This is a genomic window from Streptomyces sp. NPDC046985, assembly GCF_040644415.1.
GTDB lineage: Bacteria > Actinomycetota > Actinomycetes > Streptomycetales > Streptomycetaceae > Streptomyces.
In genome coordinates, this window is record NZ_JBEYWK010000004.1 from 304,856 (window position 1) to 321,834 (window position 16,979).

At 73.6% G+C, this 16,979-nt stretch carries 11 protein-coding genes and 1 pseudogene; 2 read left to right on the plus strand and 10 right to left on the minus strand.

All coding sequences use genetic code 11. From position 1 onward, the window contains the following. Positions 1 to 126 precede the first annotated feature (126 nt). Entirely contained in the window at positions 127 to 2,958 is a 2,832-nt protein-coding gene (locus tag ABZ861_RS07475) for a lectin (protein ID WP_361625209.1), read from the plus strand. 101 nt (positions 2,959 to 3,059) lie between these two features. Here the strand turns inward: ABZ861_RS07475 and ABZ861_RS07480 are convergent, their stop codons facing one another. From ABZ861_RS07480 to ABZ861_RS07515, 8 genes are all read right to left on the minus strand, one after another. Continuing rightward, positions 3,060 to 5,411 (minus strand): SWIM zinc finger family protein, encoded by a 2,352-nt coding sequence (locus tag ABZ861_RS07480; RefSeq protein WP_361625353.1) that lies wholly within the window; start codon positions 5,409 to 5,411, stop codon positions 3,060 to 3,062. A 485-nt stretch (positions 5,412 to 5,896) separates the two neighbouring features. After that, complete coding sequence (locus ABZ861_RS07485) at positions 5,897 to 8,836, minus strand: DEAD/DEAH box helicase (protein WP_361625212.1); 2,940 nt, start codon at positions 8,834 to 8,836, stop codon at positions 5,897 to 5,899. A 131-nt stretch (positions 8,837 to 8,967) separates the two neighbouring features. Then, on the minus strand, positions 8,968 to 9,543 hold the full coding sequence (locus tag ABZ861_RS07490) for a sugar kinase (RefSeq protein WP_361625356.1): 576 nt from the start codon (positions 9,541 to 9,543) through the stop codon (positions 8,968 to 8,970). Between the two features lie 2 nt (positions 9,544 to 9,545). Next, positions 9,546 to 10,697: an ROK family glucokinase gene (locus ABZ861_RS07495; RefSeq protein WP_361625215.1), complete on the minus strand. Its 1,152-nt coding sequence runs from the start codon at positions 10,695 to 10,697 to the stop codon at positions 9,546 to 9,548. Positions 10,698 to 10,814: 117 nt separating this feature from the next. After that, on the minus strand, positions 10,815 to 11,627 hold the full coding sequence (locus ABZ861_RS07500; RefSeq protein WP_361625218.1) for an ATP-binding cassette domain-containing protein: 813 nt from the start codon (positions 11,625 to 11,627) through the stop codon (positions 10,815 to 10,817). Further along, entirely contained in the window at positions 11,624 to 12,685 is a 1,062-nt protein-coding gene (locus tag ABZ861_RS07505; protein ID WP_361625221.1) for an ABC transporter permease, read from the minus strand. The genes ABZ861_RS07500 and ABZ861_RS07505 overlap by 4 nt, the downstream gene beginning before the upstream one ends. After that, entirely contained in the window at positions 12,682 to 13,686 is a 1,005-nt protein-coding gene (locus ABZ861_RS07510; protein ID WP_361625224.1) for a sugar ABC transporter substrate-binding protein, read from the minus strand. Before ABZ861_RS07510 ends, ABZ861_RS07505 begins: the two co-directional genes overlap by 4 nt. 492 nt (positions 13,687 to 14,178) lie before the next feature. Further along, positions 14,179 to 14,943, minus strand: coding sequence for a GntR family transcriptional regulator (locus ABZ861_RS07515; protein ID WP_361625227.1), 765 nt, complete (start codon positions 14,941 to 14,943; stop codon positions 14,179 to 14,181). A gap of 190 nt (positions 14,944 to 15,133) precedes the next feature. On the opposite strand from ABZ861_RS07515, the pseudogene ABZ861_RS07520 reads away from it, so the two are divergent. Continuing rightward, a pseudogene (locus ABZ861_RS07520) lies at positions 15,134 to 15,274 on the plus strand (NADPH:quinone reductase); the annotation flags it as partial. 92 nt (positions 15,275 to 15,366) lie between these two features. Here the strand turns inward: ABZ861_RS07520 and ABZ861_RS07525 are convergent. Further along, a complete protein-coding gene (locus ABZ861_RS07525; protein WP_361625230.1) occupies positions 15,367 to 15,762 on the minus strand; it encodes a ribonuclease domain-containing protein in 396 nt (131 codons plus the stop codon). Between the two features lie 359 nt (positions 15,763 to 16,121). Continuing rightward, positions 16,122 to 16,940 (minus strand): AIM24 family protein, encoded by an 819-nt coding sequence (locus ABZ861_RS07530; RefSeq protein ID WP_361625233.1) that lies wholly within the window; start codon positions 16,938 to 16,940, stop codon positions 16,122 to 16,124. Positions 16,941 to 16,979: the final 39 nt, after the last annotated feature.

The following is a 16,979-nucleotide window of genomic DNA, read 5'->3' on the forward strand; positions in this document are numbered from 1 at the left end:
CGGCCTGCCCGGCCCGGGAGTCCGTTGCCGCAGCCAGCCCGCCACATCCCGCTCACCGGGTCGTCCCCCCGTCCCTCGGCCGACCCGGCGCGCTCCCGATGGCGCCCACCTTCTGGAGGCAGATCGATGTTCCCGATTCCGGCCGGAGGCCGCCGACCCGGCCCGCGCAGACGCACGGTGCGAGACCTCCGGTTCCGCCCTGCGCTCGGGGCCGCCTTCGGCGCCGTGCTCCTGGGCGCGTACGCGCTTCCCGCTGCCAGCGCCTCGGCCGCGCCCGCCGCGGCGCCCAAGCTGGTGACGGCGCCGGCCGACCTGGTGAACCCGTTCATCGGCACGACCAACGACGCCAACGACTTCCCGGGCGCTGACGTCCCGTTCGGGATGGCGCAGTGGAGTCCCGACACCTCGTCGCGGCCGCCCGGCGGCGGATACGAGTACAAGGACTCCTCGATCACGGGCTTCAGCCTGACCCACATCGCGGGGCCGGGCTGCGGCGCCGCGGGCGACGTGCCGGTGCTGCCCACGGTGGGCGCCGTGTCCAACGGGGCGACCGACTCCTTCTCGCACGCCAACGAGTCCGCCACGGCCGGGTCCTACAAGGTCGCCCTGGACAACAAGGTGACCACGGAACTCACGACCACGAGCCGCAGCGGCATGGCGCGGTTCACCTTCCCCGCCAGCTCCCAGGCCAACCTCCTCTTCAAGCTGGCGAACAGCCAGAACGGGGCCAGCTCGACCCAGTTCAACGTCGTCTCCAACACCGAGGTCAGCGGCCAGGTGACGAGCGGGAGGTTCTGCGGCGCCGGGAACTCCTACACCGTCTACTTCGACATGGTCTTCGACCGGCCCTTCGCGTCCAGCGGCAGTGCGCTCGCGCCCGCGGCGAAGACGCCCCAGCCCTCGGGCCGGGCGGACAAGAACGCCCCGGAGAAGCCCAACAAGCCGCGTCTGCACGGCGTGATGCCGAAGTCCTCCCCCGCCGCGGCCCGACGCGCCTCGGGCGCCGCCCCGGCGGCGGCCGCCTCCAACGGGCACGTCACGTTCGACACCACGTCCAACCCGGTCGTCCAGGCCAAGGTCGGCCTCTCCTACGTGTCCGTCGCGAACGCCTCCGCCAACCGGTCCGCCGAGAACAGCGGCTGGAACTTCGACGCCGTCCGCAGCGCCGCCCACTCCGCCTGGAACACCGCCCTGGGGAAGGTGCAGATCGCCGGCGGCACGGACGACCAGCAGAAGATCTTCTATACGGCGCTCTACCACTCGCTGCTGCACCCGAACGTCATCAGCGACACCAACGGCCAGTACTACGGCTTCGACGGCCGCACCCACACGGTGGACACCGGGCACAACGCCGCCTACGCCAACTACTCCGGCTGGGACATCTACCGCTCCCAGGCCCAGTTGGAGGCGCTGGTCAGCCCGCAGGTCGCCTCCGACACCGCCCAGTCGATGACCGACGACTACGCCCAGACCGGGATCTTCCCCAAGTGGTCGGAGAACAACGGCGAGTCCTACGTGATGGTCGGCGACCCGGCGGCCGCGATCATCGCCGACTACCACGCCTTCGGCGCGCGGAACTTCGACACCGCCAAGGCACTGGCCGGCCTGCTGAAGCAGGCGAGCACGGCGAACAACGACCGGCCGGGCCTGAACTACCTGAACAGCCCCGGATACATGCCGCACGACGGCAGTTACGGCTGCTGCAACTTCTACGGCCCGGTGGCCACGACCCTGGAGTACGACACCGCCGACTTCGCCCTCTCCTCCTTCGCCGGCGCCCTCGGCGACACCGCGAGCCAGCAGACGTACGCCCACCGCGCGCAGGACTGGCGCAACACGCTGAACCCGGCCTCCGGCTTCGTCGAGCCCCGTAACGCCAACGGCTCCTGGACCGGCGGCTTCGACCCGACCAGCGGCACCGACATGGTCGAGGCGGACTCCTGGATCTATACCGGCATGGTGCCCTTCAACGTGGCCGGGCTCGCCACCGCCAAGGGCGGCGACAAGGCGATGACCCACTACCTCGACACCGTGCTGCGCAGCTACACCGGCGCCAACGGCTACGCCTGGGTCGGCAACGAGCCGAGCATCGAACTGCCCTGGGAGTACGACTACGTCGGCGCGCCCTACAAGACGCAGGGCACCGTGCGCTCCGTCCAGGACCAGATCTGGTCGAACAGCCCGTCCGGCCTCGCCGACGGCAACGACGACCTCGGCGCCATGAGCGCCTGGTACGTGTGGTCCGCGCTGGGCATGTTCCCGATGACGCCGGGCACCTCCGACCTGGCCCTCGGCTCGCCGCTGTTCTCCCAGGCGGTGATCACGCTGCCGTCCGGGAAGACCCTGACGATCAACGGCAACGGCGCCGCGGACAACGCGCCCTACGTGCAGTCCGCGACGTTCAACGGGACCGCGTGGAACAACGCCTACGCCCCCACCTCCGCGATCACCTCCGGCGGCACCCTCAGCTACACGCTCGGCGCCAGCCCCAACACCTCGTGGGCGACCGCCGCGTCGGCCGCTCCGCCCTCCTACCCGGGCGACACGGGCGCCCCGGCGAAGCCGCGCGTCGGCCCCATCGCCTCCGGCGTCACCTCTACGCAGTGCATCGACGACTCCAACTCCAGCACGGCCGACCACACCGCGATCCAGCTCTGGACGTGCAACAACACGGCCGCCCAGGACTGGACCGTCGCGGCCGACGGCACCCTGCGCACCCTCGGCAAGTGCCTCGACGTCAGCAACAGCGGCACCACCAACGGGACCCTGGTCCAGCTCTACACCTGCAACGGCAGCGGCGCCCAGAAGTGGACCGCCGGATCCGACGGCTCCCTGAAGAACACCAACTCGGGGCTGTGCCTGGACGACCCGAACTCCTCCACCGCCGAAGGCACCCGGCTGCAGATCTACACCTGCAACGGCACCGGGGCGCAGAAGTGGACGCTGCCTCCCGCCTGACGCGGCGGCCTGACAGCACGCACCGACTGCTGGGGCTCGTGTCCGGTTCCGCCACGGACACGAGCCCCAGCGGCGTGTCCGGCGCTCGTCTCCCGCGAGGGTCAGAGGTCGTCGGGCATCGCCAGGCCGGTGAGGGCGCCGACCGGGTCGAGATCGGGGGCGCCGCGCGGCCACCAGTCCTCGCGGCCGGGCTCGGACTCGTACGCGTACCACAGGCCGTCGCGGCCCAAGCGGAGCTGGACGTGGCCGCGGGGGTGGGTCAGCCGGTTGCGTCCGGGGCGGAAGGCGGGGAGGTCCGCGGCGAGCAGCAGCGGACGGGCCCGGTCGAACCGGCCGGCCGGCGGGTCCCACGGCTCGTCGAGCACGGCCAGGCCCTCCAGGCCGCCCTGCCGCCAGGCGGCCACCGCGCGGGCCAGCTCTGACGGGGTGCGGCCCGCGGCGGAGGCGAGCTGGGCGTACAGGGCCCGGGTGGCGGCGGTGAGTCCCGAACCGGGGCGGGCGGCGGCCAGGCGCACCGCGTCCTGCCACAGGGTCAACCCGCCGACCGGATCACGGCCCGTGGTGAGCAGGGCGTGCGCGCGGGCGGCGGCGTCGGTCGCCAACTGGTCCAGGGCGAACGGGTCGGGGCCGCCCGGGGCCGCCGGGTAGACCGGAGGCTGTTCGGGATGCGGCGGGGGCGGCAGCGGCGCGGGCGGGGGCGGGCGCCGGTCTCGGCGGGCGAGGACGTCGGTGGCGCGGATGCCCGGCAGCGCCGCGGGGGCGCGCTCCCGGGCGGCGCGGGCGGCCCGCGTGGCGTTCAGCCGGGACAGCGCGTCGAGCAGTTCGCGCTCGCCCCGGCCGCGGAGCAGCAGCAGGACGAACGGGTCGGCGTCCAGCAGGCGTGCGGTCTGGTAGCACAGGGCGGCCGCGTGCTTGCAGGGGTGGCCGCTGTCGGGGCAACTGCACTGGGGGGCGAGGTCGCCGGGCTCGGGGAGCAGCGGCACTCCGCACTCGGTCAGGGAGTGCGGCATCTCCTTGTCGAGCAGCGCGGCGATGTGCCCGGGGCGTTCGGCGGCGGCGTCCAGGAAGCGGCTCCAGTCGGCGTCGTCGAGCGTCCGCAGCCGCACCTGGACCCGGTAGGGGCGCGCGCGGCTGCCCTGCACGTAGGCCAGGACCAGCCCCGGGGTCACGGTGATGGCGTCCACGTGTCCCCGTTCCGCGTAACGCCGTCCCCGGGCCAGTCGTGCGGCGTCCAGGGCGCCCTGCTCCAGCGCGGTCAGCCACGCCCGGCCCCACCACGTGTCCGCGAAGTCGGACGCACCGCCTGTCCGGGCGGGGAAGGCGGGGAAGGTACGGCGCAACGCGCCGTCACGCCGAGGTGAGGCCATGGTCGCGGGCGCCAGGGGGGCGGGAGGCGCGGGGGTCCTGGGCGCGGACTCCGTGGGCGCGGACTCCATGGGCGCGGACTCCATGGGCGCGGACTCCGTGGGCACGGCGGACGGGGTGGTCGGCTCGGTGGACGCGTGAAGCGTGGACGGGTCCGGGGGCATGCGAGGCGTGGGCGGGGCGGCGGACGCGTGAAGCGTGGACGCGTGAGGCGTGGGCGGGGCGGCGGACGCGGGAGGCGTGGGCGGGTCCGGGGGCGTGCGAGGCGGGGTTGAGTCGGGGCGCGTGGCGGACGTGCGAGGTGTCGGCGGCGTCTGGTGCGGGCCGCCGTCCGGCTCGTCCTCGGGGTGAGCGCCCTCCTCCGGGTGCGGATCGGCCGTCGCCGTGACCGGCATGCGGAACGCGTCGGCGAGCAGCGCCCGCACGGCACGGACGCTCGCTCCGGCGGCGGCGCCCGAGGCGACGCCGGGAACCGCGCCCGAGGCAGGGCTGCGGCGCCGAGCACCGCCGGTCGTCGACCGCGACGCGGGCTGCGCGGACGAGGGGGTGCGCTGCGGGGCGTCGGCCTGGTCGGAGGCGGAGGTCACCGGCTGAGCGGCTTCCCCGGCCCAGACGGACGGCACTGGGCGAGTGGTCCCCTCGGCCCGGACGGACGACTCTGGGCGGGTGGACTCCTCGGATCGGACGGACGTCTGTGGTCGACCGGGCTCCTCGGCATAGACGGACGACTCCGGCCGAGCAGTTTCCCCGGCCCGGACGGACGTCTCTGGGCGACCAGACTCCTCGGATCGGATGGGCGACTCTGGGCGACCGGACTCCCCGGACCAGACGGACGACGACCCTGGTTGACCGGACCCCTCGGTGTAGACGGACGACTCTGGTCGAGCGACTTCCTCGCCCCGGACAGACGACTCCCGCTGGGTGGACTCCCCCGGCTGTGTCGGCACGTCGTCCGCTCGCGCGGACTCCTCGGCTGGGGGCACCCTCCCCGATCGCGGCGGGTCTTCCTCTTCAGGAGCGGACGCGGAACCGCGGGCGGGTGCGGCATGCTCCGCTTCCGCGTCCCGGCGGGCGAGTGCGGCGCGCAGGGCCGCGCGGGCGGCGTCGGACGGCCGTGTGTCCGTCGGCCGGTGAGCGGCCGCCTCGCCGCCGACTGGCGGGGCGGCGGCGGGCTGCGGCTCGTCCTCGGCCGCCGGTGCGCGTCGCACCGGTTCGCGGGCAGAGTCTGCGCTGGTCTCCGACATAGCCCACCGCGCCGACGCAGGGGCCAGCCGCACCGGTTCGCGGGCGGGGCCCGCGGAGGCGTCCTGCGGAGTCTCCTGGGCCGCGTCGGTCGTCGAGCGGTCGAGGCGGCGCGCGGCCACCGCCTCGCGCAGCGCCTCCCGGGCGGCGTCGGCGGGCTGGTCCACGTCGTCTCCAGGACCGGCCGACGACGAGGCACGGCGCTCGCCGTCGGCGGCCGGGCGATCTGCGCCGGGATCCGGCTCGCGCGGGACGGCCCGGCCGTCCTCCTGGGACTGCTGGCGCCGGGCCTCCCGCAGCGCTCGGCGTGCCGCGTCGGCGGGGCGCGCGCTCATCGGGTCCCCCGCCGCAGCGACACCAGGTCGGACAGCTCACGGTCGGTCAGCTCGGTGAGCGCCGACTCGCCGCCGCCCAGAATCGCGTCGGCCAGGGCGCGCTTGGCGGCGAGCATCTCGGCGATGCGGTCCTCGACGGTGCCTTCGGTGATCAGGCGATGGACCTGGACGGGCTGGGTCTGGCCGATGCGGTACGCGCGGTCGGTGGCCTGCTCTTCGACCGCCGGGTTCCACCAGCGGTCGAAGTGGACGACGTGACCGGCCCGGGTGAGGTTCAGGCCGGTGCCGGCGGCCTTCAGGGACAGCACCAGGACGGGCGTCGCGCCGCTCTGGAAGCGGTCCACCATGCGCTCGCGCTCGGGGACCGGTGTGCCGCCGTGCAGCAGGTCGGCCGGGACCGCGCGGGACGCGAGGTGGGAGGCGATCAGGCGGGCCATGCCGACGTACTGGGTGAAGACGAGGGCGGAGCCGTCCTCGGCGAGGAGGGTGTCCAGCAGTTCGTCCAGCAGGGCGAGTTTGCCGGAGCGGGCCGCCAGCCGGTCGTCGGCGCCGCGCGGGCCGTCCTCCTTCAGGTAGAGCCCGGGGTGGTCGCAGATCTGCTTGAGCGAGGTCAGCAGTTTCAGGACCAGGCCGCGGCGGGCGATGCCGTCGGCCGCTTCGATGACCGCCATCGACTCGCGCACCACCGCCTCGTACAGCGCGGCCTGTTCGCGGGTGAGGGGGACGGGGTGGTCGGTCTCGGTCTTGGGCGGGAGTTCGGGGACGATGCCCGGGTCGGACTTGCGGCGGCGCAGCAGGAAGGGCCGTACCAGGCGGGCCAGCCGCCGCGCCGCCTCCTCGTCCTCGCCGTTCTCCACGGCGCGGGCGTGCCGGGCGCGGAAGGACTTCAAGGGGCCGAGCAGGCCGGGGGTGGTCCAGTCGAGGATGGCCCACAGTTCGGAGAGGTTGTTCTCCACGGGCGTGCCGGTGAGGGCGACGCGCGCGGGGGACGGGATGGTGCGCAGGGCCTTGGCGGTCGCCGCGTAGGGGTTCTTGACGTGCTGTGCCTCGTCGGCGACGACCATGCCCCAGGGCTGCTCGGCGAGCTGGGCCGCCGCGGAGCGCATGGTGCCGTAGGTGGTGAGCACGAAGCCGCCGTCGAGGCCGTCCAGGGTGCGGTCCGGGCCGTGGAAGCGGCGGACGGGGACGCCGGGGGCGAACCGGGCGATCTCCCGCTGCCAGTTGCCGAGCAGGGAGGCCGGGCAGACGACCAGGGTGGGGTCGGGGTGCGCACGCTTCAGATGCAGGGCGATGAGGGTGACCGTCTTGCCGAGGCCCATGTCGTCGGCGAGGCAGCCGCCGAGGCCCAGGGAGGTCATGAGGTCGAGCCAGGCCAGGCCGCGCGCCTGGTAGTCACGCAGCGAAGCGTGCAGTCCCGGCGGCGGCTCGGCGGGCGGCGCCCCTGCGGTGATGCGGTCCCGCAGCGCGGCCAGGGCGCCGACGGGCACCGCCTGCACGCTCTCGCCGTCGACGTCGGCGGTGCCGGTGAGGGCGACCGAGAGCGCGTCGACCGGATCGAGGAGCCCCAGGTCGCGTTTGCGGGCCTTGCGCACGAGGGCGGGGTCGACGAGGACCCAGCTATCCCGCAGCCGTACGACCGGCCGGTGGGCCTCGGCGAGCGCGTCCATCTCGGTCTCGGTGAGCGGGTCGCCGCCGAGCGCGAGCTGCCAGCGGAAGCGGAGCAGCTCCTCGCTTTCGAGGAACCCCGCGCCGTCGGTCGCGGAGCCCGGCGCGTACGACACCACGGCGGTGGCGGTGAGGTCCTGCGCCAGGTCGCGGGGCCAGTGCACGGCGACCCCGGCGGCCGCGAGCCGGGTCGCCGCCGCCCCGAGCAGGTCGCTCACCTCGTCCGCGGACAGGGCGAGGACGTCGGGCGCCTCCTGCTCGGTGAGCCGGTCCAGCGGGGGCCAGACGCGGGCCGCGCGCCGTACGGCCAGGGCGGCGTCCACCCGCGCGCGGGGGCCGAAGACCGCTTCGGCCTCTCCCGTCCACAGGGCCGCGGCGTCGGCCACGAGGGTGGGGTCGGCCAGGCTGTGCACCTGGACGATCGCCGCGCCCGCGCGGCGATCCGCTCGGCGGCCGCCGGCTGCGGCGGGGGGTTCGGCGTGGGGTGCGGCGTCGAACAGGTCGTAGGACGACAGGTCGAGGCGGAGCGAGATCCGTACGCCGGCGTCCATGCTCGCGGCGACCTCGGCCGCCCAGTCCCGGGCGGCCGGCAGGTGCTGCGGGCGGCGGTCGGCGAAGGGGCGGCCGGCGGCGTGCGGCGCGGCGGGGGTGCGGGGCAGGGAGTCGGCGACGGCGTCGAGGAAGGCGCGCACCAGCGCCTCGGGGTCGGGCAGCCGGATCGGCCCCGCGCCGGGCAGCGGGACGGCGTGGCCCTCGTATGGGAGGGCGTCGGCGATCGCGCGCAGGTGGGCGATGTCGTCCGGGTCGAGGGGGCCGGCCCGCCAGGCGTCGTGCCCGTCGGCGGTCAGGCCGGGCAGCAGCCGGCCGCGCGCGGTGAGCCGCAGCGCGTGCAGGGCGGCGGCGCCCCAGCAGGCGGTGGCGGGGTGGGCGGCCGGGTCGTGCCGGGCGCGCACGAGGTGCGGCAGCGCCGCGTCGACCGGCAGGGTCAGCGCGGGAGCGGTGCGGCGGCGGACGCCCGCGCCGTGCGGACGCACGACCGTCAGTTCGACGGCCTGGGCCGCGGCGGGCGCGGGGGCGGCCGGGTGAGCGGGCGGGGCCGGGTGAGCGGGCGGGGCGTCGGCCGCGCGCTCGGCGGGCCGCGTCTCGGCGTCGGGGTCCCAGAAGGCGACGCGGCTCTCGCGCGGCAGGGGTGCGGGCAGGAAGACGGCGGCCCGGCGCGCGGACACCAGGTCCGCCGCACCGGCCGTCTCGGAAACAGCCGTGTCGCTCATACGTCCTGTCACCTCCCGCCCTCCGGTCGCATCAGTCGTCTCCGACTCTACGGGCGGGGTCTGACAACCGGCTCCGGCGCGGGCCCGGCCCGCCGTTCGCGGGCCGCGGAGCCGCCGGGCGCGGAGGCGGGTTAAGGCACGGTGCGGGAGACGACGTAGACCATCGGCAGGACCGGGTGGGAGAGGTTCACGACGACGTCCTGGGTGGGAGCGGGGTTCTTCTGGCTGTGGCTGAGACCCCACCAGGGGCCCGGTCCCGTGAACCGCCAGCCGGTGATCTTCTGGTCGCGTGCGCCGACGGCGACGTCGCCCTGCTTGAGGTCGCTCCGGTCGACGCCCATGGCGTCGAGGAAGGTGTCCAGACCGGCCTGGGTGGTGCGGAACTGGACGTAGAGGCGGCTGGTCTTCCAGTTGTTCGTCTCGTAGCTGGCGACCCGGTCGGCCGGGTGCGGGATCGGCACCTGGTAGAGGAGGCGCTGGACCTTGGCCGGGTAGACCGGCGTCAGGCCGGTCGCCGCGTACTTGGCCTCTTTGTCCTTGCCGCTGTCGCGGCTCTGGTCGGCGGAGATCACCAGGTAGCCGGCCGGGACGCCGATCAGCAGCCCGATGATCAGCAGGGTGAGCGCGCGGCGCCGGTTGCGGCGCCTGCGGTCCTCGGCCGCCGGGGGCGCCGCGTCCGAGTGTCGCGTCTGGCGGGGCAGGGACATCGTCACGGCGTCTCCCGGGTCGCCCGCCGGGCTTCGGCGTACCGCTGCCCGTAGCGCTCCAGGCGCTCCGTCCGGCGGCGCTTGGCCCGGCGGAAGCGGCGGGCGACCAGCCGGGCGAGGTCGGCGGCGCCCACCATGCCGGCCTCGGGGCCGAGCTGGGCGCGGACTATGCGGGCCTCGGGGCGGTAGCCGCGGCCGGTGAGGTGGCGCTTGAACGCCTCCCGGGCGGGACCGATCAGCAGGTCGTCGGCTGCGGAGACGCCGCCGCCGACGACGAAGCAGGAGGGGTCGAGGGCGGCGGCGAGGTTGGCGATGCCGACGCCGAGCCACTGGCCGATGTCCTGGAGCAGTTCCACGCACATGGCGTCGCCCTCGCGGGCCAGCTCGGTGATCATCGGGCCGGTGATGTCGGAGATCTGGCCCTTGACGTGATCGATGATGCCGTAGGCGACCGGGGAGTCGGCCGCGGCCAGCTCGCGGGCCTCGCGCACCAGGGCGTTGCCGGAGCTGTACTGCTCCCAGCAGCCGCGGTTGCCGCAGGGGCAGCGGTGGCCGCCGGGCACGACCTGCATGTGCCCGAACTCGCCGGCGACGCCGAACTTGCCCCGCTTGACCTGACCGTCCTCCAGGATCGCGCCGCCGATGCCGGTGCCGAGGGTGATCATGACGAGGTGGTCCTCGCCGCGGCCGGCGCCGAAGCGCCACTCGGCCCAGGCGGCCGCGTTGGCGTCGTTGTCCACCAGGACCGGGACCGAGAGGCGCTCGGAGAGGCGGTCGCGCAGCGGCTCGTTGCGCCAGGCCAGGTGGGGGGCGAAGAGCACGCGGTTGCGGTCGGCGTCGACCCAGCCGGCCGCGCCGATGCCGACCGCGTGCACGTCGTGCCGGTCGGACAGGTCCAGGACCAGCTCGGCGATGGTGTCCTCGACCACCTTGGGGCTCTTGGACTTGTCCGGGGTCTCCGTGCGGAGCCTCTCCAGGATGTTGCCGTCGGCGTCGACGACGCCCGCCATCACCTTGGTGCCGCCGATGTCGATGCCCACCGTCGGCACCCGGGGCGCGGACAGGTGGGAGCGGCGCTCCCGGGTGCCCGCCGTGCGCAGCGCGGTCGCCCGGCGGGAGCCGATGGGGGCGGTGAGGTCGCGGTAGGTGCTCATCGGCCCCGATTGTGCCGCACGTGCGGTAAGGGTGTCGTACAGGGCGCGGAGCGACCGGCGCCCTGCGGAGACGTGCGGCACGCGCGCGTACCGCCCCGCGGGGCGCCGGTCGGCGGGCTAGGAGGCGTTCTTCTCCAGCTCGTGGCGCAGGGCGTCCAGCTCGCTGCCGCCCGCCATCTGACGGGTCAGCTCCTCCCGGGTGATCTCGTCCCGGGTGTGACGGCCGACCATCGTGCCCCGCTTCAGCAGCACGAACCGGTCCCCGACGAGGTACGCGTGGTGCGGGTTGTGCGTGATGAGGACGACACCCAGGCCCTGGTCCCGGGCCGCCGCCACGTACTTGAGCACCACGCCGGACTGCTTCACGCCGAGCGCCGCCGTCGGCTCGTCCAGGACGAGCACCTTGGCGCCGAAGTACACCGCCCGCGCGATGGCCACGCACTGGCGTTCGCCGCCCGACAGGGTGCCGATGGGCTGGTCGACGTCCCGGAGGTCGATGCCCATACGCAGCAGCTCCCGCCGGGTGGTGCGGCGCATGAGGTCGACGTCCAGGCGCTTGAAGGGACCGGCGCCCTTGCGCGGCTCGGAGCCGAGGAAGAAGTTGCGCCACACCGGCATCAGACCGACCACGGCGAGGTCCTGGTAGACGGTCGCGATGCCCCGGTCCAGGGCCTCGCGCGGGGAGGAGAGCCGGGTCTCCTCCCCGTCGACGCGGAGCACGCCGCCGTCGTGCGCGTGGAGCCCCGCGATCACCTTGATCAGGGTGGACTTGCCTGCGCCGTTGTCCCCCAGCACGCAGGTGATCTCCCCCGCGTGGACCTCCAGGGAGACGCCCTCCAGGGCGCGGACGGCGCCGTAGTGCTTGCTCACGTCGGACAGCTCCACGAGCGCCGTGCGCTCCGTGGGCGGCGTCGTCGTCGGCTCGGTCATGTCGCGGCCTCCGCCCGCTTGCGGACCCAGGCGTTGAGCAGGGTCGCGAGGAGCAGCATCGCTCCTAGGAAGAACTTGAACCAGTCGGGGTTCCATTCGGCGAAGACGATGCCCTTGCTGGTCATGCCGAACAGCAGCGCGCCGACCGCGGACCCGACGGCGCTGCCGTATCCGCCGGTGATCAGGCAGCCGCCGATGACGGCCGCGATGATGTACGTCAGCTCGTTGCCGACGCCCTCGCCGGACTGCACGGCGTCGAAGGAGAACAGCAGGTGCTGGCCGGAGATCCAGGCCCCCAGGGCTACGCCCATATAAAGACCGATCTTGGTCCTGGCGACCGGCACGCCGACCGCGCGGGCCGCGTCCTGGTTGCCGCCGACCGCGAAGATCCAGTTGCCGGTGCGGGTGCGCAGCAGGATCCAGGAGGCGACGGCGACCAGCGCGAGCCACCACAGGATGGTGATCTTGAAGTCGACGCCGCCGACGGTGAGGGTGGAGGCGAAGACGGCGTGCGCGGCCGGGAAGCCCTCCATGTCGGCGATCGTCTTGGTGGACACGGTGCCGTCGATCAGCTTGGTGAAGCCGAGGTTCAGGCCGGCCAGCATCAGGAAGGAGCCCAGCGTGACGATGAAGCTGGGGAGCTTCGTGCGGGTGAGCACGAACCCGTTGAAGGCGCCGATCGCCAGGGTGACCAGCAGGGACACGCCGACGCCGACCCACACGTTCGCGGTCATCTGGTAACTGAACATCGACGAGATCAGCGCGGACGAGGTGACCATCACACCGGCCGACAGGTCGAACTCCCCGCCGATCATCAGCAGCGCCACCGGGACGGCCATGATGCCGATGGTCGAGGACGCGTACAGCACGGTGCTGAGGCTGGAGGCGCGCAGGAAGCCGTCGGCGGCGACGGCGAAGAAGACGAGGACCGCGAGAGCGCCGACGACCGATCCCAGCTCGGGCCGGGACAGCAGCCTGCGCGGCGCCGAGCTGCGCAGAGCCCTTTCGTCGGCCGTCTCGCCGTCCCCGGCGGCGGTCTTCTCGGCGGCGGCGCTCATCGGGTGCCCCGCTTGGCGTAATCCTCCAGCGCGGACGCCTGGTCTTTGGTGACGATCTGCGGGCCGGTCAGGACCGGACGGCCGCCGCCGAGGACGTCGCCGTTGTACTTGTACAGCCACAGCAGGTCGACGGCCTGGTAGCCCTGGAGGTACGGCTGCTGGTCGACGGCGAAGCCGAGCGTGCCGTTCCTCAGTCCGGCGGCCACCTCGGCGTTCAGGTCGAAGGTGTCGATCTCGGCCTTGCTGCCCGCGTCCGCCCTCGCCTTCACGGCCGTGTCCGCGTACGGCGCGCCGAGCGTGACGACCGCGTCGACGGATCTGTCCGCCTGGAGCTTGGCTTCGACGGCCGACTGCACGTCGGGCATGTCCGTGCCGTTGACGTACAGCTTCTCCACCTTGCCGGTGAAGGTCTTCGCCACCCCGGCGCAGCGCTGCTCGTGGCCGACGTTGCCCTGCTCGTGCAGCACGCACAGGGCCTTCTTCTTCCCGCGCTTGTTCAGCTCCTCGCCCACGGCCTCACCGGCGATCGTCTCGTCCTGGCCCACGTGCGTGAGCGCGCCGAACGCCTTCGACTCGGCGGACCCGGAGTTGACCGTGATCACCGGGATGCCGGCCTTCTCCGCGCGCTGCACGGCCGCTTTCATGGCGTCGGGCTTGGCCAGCGTGACGATGATGCCGTCGACCTTCTTGTCCACCGCCGCGTCGACGAGCTGCGCCTGCTGCTGGGCCTGGTCGTCGTGGGAGTACAGGAAGTTGACGTTGTCCTTGATCGCGGCCTGCTTGGCGCCGCTCTGCACGATGTCCCAGAAGGTGTCGCCGTCACCCGAGTGGGTGATCATCGCGAAGGTCCAGCGAGGGGTGTTCACCGCCGCCCTGCCCTGAGCCGCGGCGGCCTTGCGGGCGTCCTCCGCGTGTTTGCCGCCGGTGCTGCTACAACCCGCGAGGGACAGCGACAGTGCCCCCGCGAGCGCGATGCCTGCCCAGGTTGGAAACCGTGCCACGAGGCCGAGCCTTTCTTACCGTGTTGTGCCGTGCTGTTGCGTGTCGTGCTTGGTTGTGCCGTGCTCTTACGCGTCGTGCTCTTGCGACGTCGAACGTACGCGCGGGGCCGATGACCACGTCATCAGCCCCAGGCGGCCCATTATCGAACATCGGCGCGGAAGCACGGACGGCCGGGCGGCCGAGTGCGGCCGCCTTGTCCGGACATGGCGAGAGACTGGGGCGGCGGACTCGGGCGGCGGACGCGGTGCCGGGTGGGGTGCGGCGGCGCGTGGCGTACGGGGCGTGGGGCGTGAGGCGCGGCGACGCACGCAAGTCCGGCGGCGGGCGCGGGTCCGGTGGTTCCGGACGGCGGCGTGGGCGGCGGCCGCGGTCCGGCCCGACCCGGCAGCACGGGCCCCGCCCGGCAGCACGGGCCTCGCCCGGGGGCACAGACCAGCGGACCGCGGACCGCGGGCCGCAGGCAGGCGCACTCGTGCCTCGGGGCGGGCGGCTCAGGGCCGTACGAGCAACTGGAACTCGAAGGAGTAGCGGGACGGCCGGTAGGTGTGGGCGCCGCACTCGACGGCGCGGCCGGTGTCGTCGAACGTGGTGCGCTCCATCGTGAGCAGCGGCGCGCCCTCCTCCTCGTCGAGCCGCCCGGCTTCGTCCCGGGTCGCCGCGCGGGCGCCGACGGTCTGACGGGCGCTGTGCAGCGTGATCCCGGCGGCGCGCAGCAGCCGGTACAGGCCGGTGGCCTCCAGTCGCTCGGTGTCCAGGTCGAGCAGGCCGGGCGGCAGGTGGTTGACCAGGTACGCCACCGGCTCGCCGTGCGCCAGCCGCAGCCGCTCCAGGCGGTGCGCCTCGCCTCCCTCCGGCAGCCCCAGGGCGGCGGCGATCCCGGGCGGCGCGGGGACGACCGCGTTGACCAGCACCGCGGTCGCCGGCCGTCGTCCGGCCGCGTCCAGGTCGTCGTAGAGGCTGCTCAGCTCCAGCGGGCGCTTGACCTGGCTGTGCACGACCTGGGTGCCGACTCCGCGGCGGCGCACCAGCAGGCCCTTGTCGACGAGCGACTGGATGGCCTGGCGGACGGTGGGCCGGGACAGGCCGAGCCGCGCCGCGAGGTCGATCTCGTTGCCCAGCAGGCTGCCGGGGGTGAGGGCGCCCTGCTCGATCGCGGCCTGGAGCTGCTGCGCCAACTGGAAGTACAGCGGGACCGGGGAGCCACGCTCCACCCGTAGCTCCAGCGGCGTGACGGAGCCCACATCTGGTTTCGGCACGGCCCGAGCGTAGCTCTGTGGCGGGTTGACGAGAAGTCGTGAAGTCAGATTGTCAGTACATGTACGGGGCGACGGTGCCTGAGGAGCGCGCGGCGCCACGCGGTTGCGCCTCTGCGGACCAGCACGCCTCCGCCGACCGGTGGGCCGCCGCCGCGCCGGGCGCGCTGGGTCGGCACCACGCTGGGCGGTCATGCGAGCCGCATACATCGAGCGACTGGGCCCAGCCGACCTCATCCGCCGGGGCGAGCTGCCGGACCCGGCGCCGGGCCCCGGCGAGGTGCTGGCAGATGCGCTGGCGACCGCTGTCGATCCGGTGGACGCGTTCGTGCGCGTCCGCCTCGCCCACGTCGCGCCGCACGGCGCCCGGTCCGCCTCCGGGGAAGGGGAGGGGCGGACCGGGCGCCGGGACCGGACGGCGGAGTCTCAGCAGCCGAAGTCGATCAGGTTGAACGTCGCGTAGTGGTTCGACGTGTAGTAGTCCTCGTCGGTGCGCTCACCGGTCACGATGCGACGGGCGCCGCGGTCGCGGGAGCCCGGGGTGATCACGGTGTACTCGTGGTAGTAGCCGCTGGACTGCCGCGGCAGGACGCCCTCGCGGTTCTGGAAGACGACGCCGTCCTGGGAGTACGGGAACGGGCCGCCCTGGTCGATCAGGTCGAGCGTGTCGTACGCCTGGGAGGGCAGGGCGCCGTAGCAGATGCTGCCGACGGAGGCCGTGGCGGCGCTCGCCGGGACCGCGGCGACGCCGCCGCCGACCAGCAGGGCGGACAGGAGGGCGCCTGCGGCGCCGATGCGAGTGAGCTGTGGGGGAAATCTCATGCCCTCATGATGACGCGCGCAGAAGATGGCATGTCAATGTCAAGCTCGTAGAGTTTTCCGGCAAGTCCCGTGAATTACCCGGGATTTAACTTAGGGCCCGACTCCCTCACCCGATGTCCACCGGGGCGCGCGAGGGCCGGGCTTCGCCATGGCGGGCGCCTGCCTTCCGAGTGTGATCGGTCGTCACCTGTCGCCGATTCAGACTCCGGCTGCCGCCGTGACTCATCGGTCGGCGCACGGGGAGTCGCACGCGGGCAGGGGCGGGCGCGCGCCATCGTGTGCCCGCGGATTCCTGCGCACACGATCGTGTGTGCGCCATCGCGTGCGCACGGACTCCTCGTGCGGGCGCCGGGGCGGAGTCAGCCGACGTTCGTCGAGAAGAGGCCGCCGGTCGGTCCCTGCTTGTCGCCGCCCTGAGCCTTGCGGAGGGCGTTGGCGAGGCCCTCGATGGTGAGGGACTGGAGGATGACGCGGCCTTGGCCTTCCAGCGTGGCGAGCGACAGGCCCTCGCCGCCGAAGACCGCGTTCATGATGCCCTGGCGGTTCAGCCCGCCGACGCGCTGGACGCCGTAGCGGATGCCCTCCTCGAAGGCGACGACGCAGCCGGTGTCGACCTCGATGCGGCCGCCGAAGTCCGCCGGGTCGAGGTCGATGAAGTTCCCCGCGCCCGCGATGATCACCGTGCCCGTGCCGGTGAACTTCTCCAGGACGAAGCCCTCGCCGCCGCTCATGCCGGTGCGGCCGCCCGCGAAGGCGATGCCGAACTCGACGGTGGACTCCGCGGCGACGAAGGCGTCCTTCTCCGCGAACCACGCGCGCGTGCCGTTCAGCTCCAAGGCCCGCATCTCACCGGGCAGCACGCCCGCGAAGCCGACGGTGCCCTCGCCGCCCTGGGACGTGAAGTACTGGAACGCCATCGACTCGCCCGCCAGGACACGCTGGCCGACCTGCATCGCCGTGCCCATGGCCTGACGCAGCAGGCCGCCCATGCCGGCGCCGGCGCCGCCCTGGGCTTGCTGGCCGCCGCTGCCGGACGGAGCGGAGAGCCGGGTCTCCATGGTCACGTTCGGCGTCTTGAACAGGAACTTCCCGGCCTCGCAGTACACGGTCTGGCCAGGGCTCAGGTTGACGACCGCCATCTGCATGGCGTTGCCGACGATCTCTTGCTGAAGAGTCACGACCGCACAACGCGGCAGTCGGCCGAAAGGTTCCAGAAG

Bases quoted from the DNA above. Each gene is read 5' to 3' on its own strand.
- ABZ861_RS07485 (WP_361625212.1), bottom strand. From the start codon at position 8,836: ATGAGCGACACGGCTGTTTCCGAGACGGCCGGTGCGGCGGACCTGGTG.
- ABZ861_RS07500 (WP_361625218.1), bottom strand. From the start codon at position 11,627: ATGACCGAGCCGACGACGACGCCGCCCACGGAGCGCACGGCGCTCGTG.
- ABZ861_RS07525 (WP_361625230.1), bottom strand. From the start codon at position 15,762: ATGAGATTTCCCCCACAGCTCACTCGCATCGGCGCCGCAGGCGCCCTC.
- ABZ861_RS07495 (WP_361625215.1), bottom strand. From the start codon at position 10,697: ATGAGCACCTACCGCGACCTCACCGCCCCCATCGGCTCCCGCCGGGCG.
- ABZ861_RS07475 (WP_361625209.1), top strand. From the start codon at position 127: ATGTTCCCGATTCCGGCCGGAGGCCGCCGACCCGGCCCGCGCAGACGC.
- ABZ861_RS07490 (WP_361625356.1), bottom strand. From the start codon at position 9,543: ATGTCCCTGCCCCGCCAGACGCGACACTCGGACGCGGCGCCCCCGGCG.
- ABZ861_RS07505 (WP_361625221.1), bottom strand. From the start codon at position 12,685: ATGAGCGCCGCCGCCGAGAAGACCGCCGCCGGGGACGGCGAGACGGCC.